Origin of the sequence: Azoarcus indigens (assembly GCF_004361735.1) — a bacterium.
GTDB classification, from domain to species: domain Bacteria; phylum Pseudomonadota; class Gammaproteobacteria; order Burkholderiales; family Rhodocyclaceae; genus Azoarcus; species Azoarcus indigens.
Genome location: NZ_SNVV01000075.1, coordinates 1 through 1,106, shown reverse-complemented (window position 1 = coordinate 1,106; position 1,106 = coordinate 1). Strand labels below are relative to the sequence as shown.

Below are 1,106 nucleotides of genomic sequence, written 5' to 3'. Positions count from 1 at the left end.
GCCCTTGGCGAGGCCGCGCGGCACTTCGGGGAAAATCTCGCCCTGCTGGAAGTGGCGGCGCGAATCGTGCTGAGCGAGGGTGAACCAGAAGCCGGCATGTGGGCAGGGCTGGCCGGCATGGACGGGTAGTACCGGCAGAGGGCCGAGCCCTTCTTCGAAAGGCACGGTTTCACCAGGTACGCGTTCGACCAGTGTCCACAGGGTTGGTACTTCGGAGAAGTTTTGAAATGTACCAGGGTCGTAGCCGACATTGGCCTCAGGAGCGTTACGTGTGTAGGTAGTGAAATGTTTGGATGCAATCAGGAACTGGGCGCAGGAGTCATCCACATCGGGCAGGTAGACACCTGATTGCGGAACCGGCTCCCCGGTACGGACCTGTACTTGAGGATTCAGGCGATAACGAGGCCAAGTGGGGGGCGGGTCGAGTGGGCCTTGAGAGGAAGGGTAAAAATCTGTAGATAGCTCTCCCTTGTACCAATGTGCTTCAGCGGTTGCCAAAATATTCCCAGCAAAGTGCGAAGCCCGCCCAATCAGCTTCCCGTATTTTTCCCCCGCATCGGGAGCCACTTCGTCCAGCCAACCGTGCCAGTAATCCTTGACGCCTCGCATGTCACCTTCAACACCCACGGCCCCGAACAGCCCCGAGTGATCGCCGTGGGTCAGGCTGATAAAACCTCGGTCCACATAGATCATCGTTTCGCGGAAATTCGGCAATACGGTGTCGCCCCAGACGATATCCGGTTGCATCGGCAGGCCGCGCTTGCGGTAGTCCGCCGGTAACTGCCGCATGAAGCGCTGCAGGCAGTCTTCCACGTGCGCAAGCATTGCTGCCCAGGCGTCCTGCATCTGCTGGTAGTACTCCTTGGAACTGAAGCGTTCGAGCAGGTAGATTTCCTGGGGTCTCAAGGGCGTGGGCATCGTCGTCAACTTCCCCGCACCAGCTTCCAGGTTACGTTGCGCCCTTCCACTTGTGGCAGGGGCACACCATGCATGAAGGTCTGCTCACCGGTTGGCCAGTCCTCGCAACTCCATACGCCAGGGTAGGGGCAAGGCTGGCCGGAGGTGGCGCGCAAACCTGTTCCGGGCTGTTCGATCCACTGCCAGCG

The 1,106-nt window shown here is 59.9% G+C and carries 2 protein-coding genes; both read right to left on the bottom strand.

What is annotated here, in order from left to right:
- Positions 1–927: hypothetical protein (locus C7389_RS24755; protein ID WP_211342542.1), on the bottom strand; the 927-nt coding region annotated here is incomplete at its 3' end.
- On the bottom strand, positions 924–1,106 hold a 183-nt coding region (locus C7389_RS25260; protein ID WP_211342541.1), incomplete at its 5' end, for a hypothetical protein. The genes C7389_RS24755 and C7389_RS25260, both read right to left, overlap by 4 nt.